Annotated in this window: 4 protein-coding genes and 1 pseudogene; all 5 read left to right on the forward strand. The window is 42.4% G+C overall.

Annotation, left to right across the window (positions count from 1 at the left end):
- Positions 1 to 1335 (forward strand): RHS repeat domain-containing protein (locus B2Z67_RS03060; RefSeq protein WP_291528349.1); only part of this gene is annotated, 1335 nt, incomplete at its 5' end.
- Between the two features lie 607 nt (positions 1336 to 1942).
- A complete protein-coding gene (locus B2Z67_RS03065) occupies positions 1943 to 2098 on the forward strand; it encodes a hypothetical protein (protein WP_291528350.1) in 156 nt (51 codons plus the stop codon).
- Between the two features lie 94 nt (positions 2099 to 2192).
- Positions 2193 to 3626 (forward strand): RHS repeat-associated core domain-containing protein, encoded by a 1434-nt coding sequence (locus B2Z67_RS03070; protein WP_291528351.1) that lies wholly within the window; start codon positions 2193 to 2195, stop codon positions 3624 to 3626.
- A 4-nt stretch (positions 3627 to 3630) separates the two neighbouring features.
- On the forward strand, positions 3631 to 4218 hold the full coding sequence (locus tag B2Z67_RS03075; protein WP_291528352.1) for a hypothetical protein: 588 nt from the start codon (positions 3631 to 3633) through the stop codon (positions 4216 to 4218).
- Between the two features lie 327 nt (positions 4219 to 4545).
- Positions 4546 to 5419: pseudogene (locus B2Z67_RS03080) on the forward strand (RHS repeat-associated core domain-containing protein); the annotation flags it as partial.

The following is a 5419-nucleotide window of genomic DNA, read 5'->3' on the forward strand; positions in this document are numbered from 1 at the left end:
ACCGGAGCCAACGTCAGCATGTCTGCCTCAATGGATTTCAAGAACGGCTCCAATACCGCCAAGGAGTACGAATACGATGCCAACGGCAACATGACCAAAGATTTGAACAAGGGGATAAGCAGCATCTCATATAATCTGCTGAACCTGCCCCGTTCACTGTCCATATCCAATACCTCCGGTTCGGCAACCAACACCTACGTGTATGCCGTCGACGGGCGGAAAACAACTACAAATATCAGCGGAAAGAAAACGGACTACGTCAGGAACATGATTTATGAAAACAATGCGTTGAAGCGCATCCTCATCGAAGGCGGCTACTATGAGGGCGGAACGTACTACTTCTACCTGACCGACCACTTGGGCAACAATCGGGTGGTTGCCAATGGGAGCGGAACGATCGTGCAGAGCAACCACTACTATCCTTATGGAATGTCATTCACCGAAGGTACGCAGACTTCATCGCAGCCGTACAAGTTCGGGGGAAAGGAACTGGATACGCAGAAGAGGTTGAATTTGTATGATTTTTCAGCGAGGATGCAGGATCCGGTGGTTCCGGGGTTTACGACGCCTGACCCACTAGCGGAAAAGTATTATAGCTGGTCGCCTTACGTGTATTGTTTAGGTAATCCGGTAAAGTATGTAGACCCAACAGGAGAAGAGGTCTGGATATACTACATAGATGACAATGGTGAACAACAACGAATATTGTATAGTGCTAATATGGAGTATTTTGGTAACAATATTTTTGTTTCCAATACTGTAAATTATCTAAATGTAATGTACAATAGTGGTGGAAATACTGTTTTGAATGAACTTATTAGTTCGAAAAATACTTTCAACTTCAAGAATCAACTCCCGACTGATAATCAAGGGAATCCAATAGAAGCCTTTTCTTTTAATGAATCAGAAACTGGAGGCGGAGATATATATGCAGGAGTGATTCTGAATCCTAATGTGAGCGAATACAGAAGGATAGAAGGTATTTCTCATGAGTTATTCCATGGATTACAATATGAGAAAGGACAAGGTGGAAGTTCTATTTTTAACGAGGTGGAAGCGGATGTGTATAGTTCTATTATCACCACAAATTGGTTAAATTCTACAGATTATTATGGCTCACTGTCTTCTAATGGACTTGGAAACGAAACTGCAACAGGAAAGTTGTATCAACAATCCTTTGAGAATTTAACAAAAAGGTTCACTAAAGAGGCATTTAGTGATGCTGTCAGGTCGTATAAGGGCGGCTCTATGGATAACACTACTGGCCTATATAAAAACTATCCTATCATAAGAAATCAGAAGAAACATTTATTAAAATTATATTATCCGAGATGAAACGTACAATATTACCTTTAGTTTTGATAGTTTTCTGTCTTTCCATATATTCACAATCAAGGTGTATACCTTATCTTCTTACTAATGAGGATAAGGATAAAAAGATTTATATATGCGACCCTTGTGTTGATGATACTATAAAGATACAATTCAAAGTCAGTATTATATTTGATGATACAGTTCGATATGCGGTGAAATCTGTCATCTTACAAAGTATGCGAATAGATACCAACCGTACCTTTTTGTCCCGATTAGATGAGAGTAGAACTACTTTTAATCAATACCTCTGGGATATTTGTAATGCTAAGGTAACATATTGGTACAAGAATCAGCCCTATAAACAATTTTACAGCAAGATACCTTTTGTTGCTGATAATAGGGTTTTTGGAGCAATGTATTATTTGGTACCAAATGGGAAATAACAACAAATTTGTATTTGGGTCTTCCCTAAGTGAAAAATCCAACATATGTTGGCCTACTTTATTCAACAGTATGTCAATCGGATAAATGGTAATGACACATTTAATATTGGAAGAATACATGGAGTTTAATAGAATACCTGACGAACGAGCCTCCCCCTGCCACCGGCCAGTCCGTGCTGTGCTGCATGTACTATACTGCTAGAGGAAACCGGCAGAATCCAACCCTGAACTGGAACAACGGAAGTTACCCTTCCGGACAACTCCATGTAACCAAAATGAAAGACGAGGACGAGAACATCTCTTACGAGTTCAGGGACAAGTTGGGACAGGTTCACGTATGACAACCTCAACAGATTAACCGCTGCAGGCTATCTGGAGAACGGAAGCGCGAAGGATTATTTCAATACCTCGTACACGTATGACAAGCATGGCAATATGAAAACGCTCAGTCGCAGGGGGAATACGGAAATCACGACGTACGGTATTATCGACAACCTGATGATGACTTACGCCGGCAACCAGCTTATAAAAGTGGAGGACGCGGGAGTGAATGTGAGCCTGTCGGCCTCGATGGACTTCAAGAACAATTCCAATACCGCCAGGGAGTACGAATATAATAAAAACGGCGGTCTGACGAAAGATTTGAATAAGGGGATAAGCAACATATCATATAATTTGCTAAATTTGCCCTGTTCCCTGTCCATATCCAATTCTTTCGGTTCGGCAACGAACAAGTACGTGTACGCGGCTGACGGGTGGAAGCTGAACGCGGATGTCAGCGGAAAGAAGACGGATTACTGCGGGAATGTGATCTATGAAAACAATACGTTGAAGCGCATCCTTATTGAGGGTGGTTACATTGAGGGTGGAACGTACTACTTCTACCTGACCGACCATTTGGGTAACAACCGGGTGGTTGCCAATGGGAGCGGGACGATCGTGCAGAGCAACCATTACTATCCCTACGGAATGTCATTCACCGAAGGTACGCAGACTTCATCGCAGCCGCACAAGTTCGGGGGAAAGGAACTGGATACGCAGAAGAGGTTGAATTTGTATGATTTTTCAGCGAGGATGCAGGATCCGGTGGTTCCGGGGTTTACGACGCCTGACCCGATGAGTGAAGATTATTATTCTATAAGCCCGTATGCGTATTGTGCCGGAAATCCGATGAAGTTTGTGGATCCTACAGGCATGTGGATACAATATAGTGATAGTACAGGCATGTACAGATATAATAATGGACAATGGGAACAATATCAAACCTCAGGAGCCAACATCGGACAATACACTGCATATACACCTGCTGCCGGAAGCTTTATGGCAGGGGTTTTGACTGGATTGAATCAATTGGGACAAACCAATACGGGAAGTAGCCTGCTAACATTCTTTGCAAATGATAAAAATAATGCATTTATTCGTCCGAGTAATAAAGCAAAAGAGGAAAATGAAGCTAACATCGCCGACTCTGCCATTGGAGAGATATACTTAAAAAAGACATTTACCGGAAGTGATATACCTACGGAGAATGGAATACAAACAAGCCCATTCTGGTTGGACATAGGGCATGAATTGGCTCACCGCCAAGATGTTATAAATAATGGGAGTAAACAGGCAGGTGAAGCTTGGCTGACACATCCTGATACTGGACAAAGAATACCTCGGACAGATAAATATGCTACTCACATGGAAAATTATATGAGATCCGAAGCAGGGTTACCCCTCCGAACCCATTATGTTACACAAGGTTCAGGTGGCTGGGAGCCTTCCAGAATTCTGAATGTCGGCATTCGTACCAGTAAGTTTTTCAGGATTCCTGAAACTGTTTTCGGATGTACCGTCCCTGGAGTTGTTCCAATTAAATATTGAAATTATGAAGAAAACTATTTTTTTGAGTCTGCTACTTGCTTTATTGATGATTCAATGCAAAAGTTTACCTGTGCGAAAAATAGAGAAAATGATGAAAAAATCAATGCCATATAAAGTCTGGGAACCGGATTTTTTCTATAAAAGCCGCAAGTTGATGCTTAAAACTTTCTCTGACCGGATAATGGATAATGATTCGATTATAATACTGGAATATAGTGGCAGTTGGACAGGGGGATATTCTTGTACCATTTATGAGTCTCAGAACACAACCATCAGGGAATATAGTGCCGCAAAAAGTAAAAAGAAAGGAGTAACGGTGGTAGATTCTTTGGTGAGTGACGGTGGTATGGGAGACCCTATATTGTCCATGGTGCTTGATGGCAAATTAGAAGAGATAAAACAAGAAGGAGAGAATCCAATGTTAACACCAACTACTGATTTGATCATAACAATTTTGAGAAAGGATAATAAGAAAAAGAAGTTTAATATTGAGACTATAGGGACGTTAAAATTTATAGTTCGTAATAAGAAGAAAGGATATGTAGAAATACCGATAGAGGAAATTCAAGGTACTTTTCTGCTTGAGGAATAGAAATGAAGCTGATGGATGGCAATATATATCAATAAAATATCGCATTATGAAAGCAGCATTTAAGAAATTCAAAAGATTCTCTTTTCAGGAAATCTAATTTTTTGGAAGATTGGATCATAGAAGATAGTTTAGCCGGTGAAGTTGGCTTAAATAATAGTTTTCCCACAAAAGAGTGCCAGTACAGCGGTGGTGATACAGCGGTTTTTAAAATACTTAGATCGAGTGGAAATACTACGTATTATTGGCAGGATAGTATCATGATACCTATTTTTAAAATACATGCTGTATGCGACTGGAAATAATAACTTTACACAATATGAGTTTAGAGTGAAGAATAGGGACAATAATACCTCTTACGAGTTCAGGGACAAGCTGGGACAGGTGGTGCTCACCCGCCGGGTGGTAGGAACAGTGCCCCACGATACCTACTACGTTTACGACAAGGCGGGACGACTGATATTCACACAGGACGGCGAACAGCGGAAGAGAAACGAATGGTCGTTCATGATACCGGACGTCTTCGGGCGAACGGTGCTGACGGGAACCTGTACGAACTCCATAGACCATACTGCCAATCCCCTGGGCTCGGTAGTAGTGAAGGCAACCCGCGCCAATGCCACCAACACCTACAAAGGCTACACCTTGGCCGCGGGGATAACACTGTCCTCCCCTAAAGTGTTGTCGGTCAACTACTACGACGATTACGCCTTCCTGGCATACAACGGGATACCGAATAACACACATGCCCAATACACTACCGAATCGGGATACGACGCATGTTACGGCGACCATCAGGCGGCCAACAAAATCAGGAACAAAGGCCTGCTCACAGGCACGCTTACCGCCCAAATAAATTCGGACGGAACGCTGTCGTCAACCTACCTATACTCGGTAATGTATTACGACTACCGCGGAAGGGTGGTTCAAACCAAGTCCAACAACCACCTTGCCGGCGGCACCGAAAAGGAATATTTCGCATACAACTTCACCGGGCAGGCTACCAAACGGAAACATGTACATGCGGCTACCAACAAGACTACGCAGACGGAACAGACCGAAATCTACACCTATACTTACGACCATGCCGGGCGGCTGCTGACAACTAAATATAAACTGAATACAGCGTCGGAAATAATCCTTTCCGCAAACACCTACGATGAACTGGGAAGGCTAAAGACCAACCGGAAGAATAACAATGCCA

Source organism: Bacteroides sp. UBA939 (genome assembly GCF_002293435.1).
GTDB lineage: Bacteria > Bacteroidota > Bacteroidia > Bacteroidales > Bacteroidaceae > Bacteroides.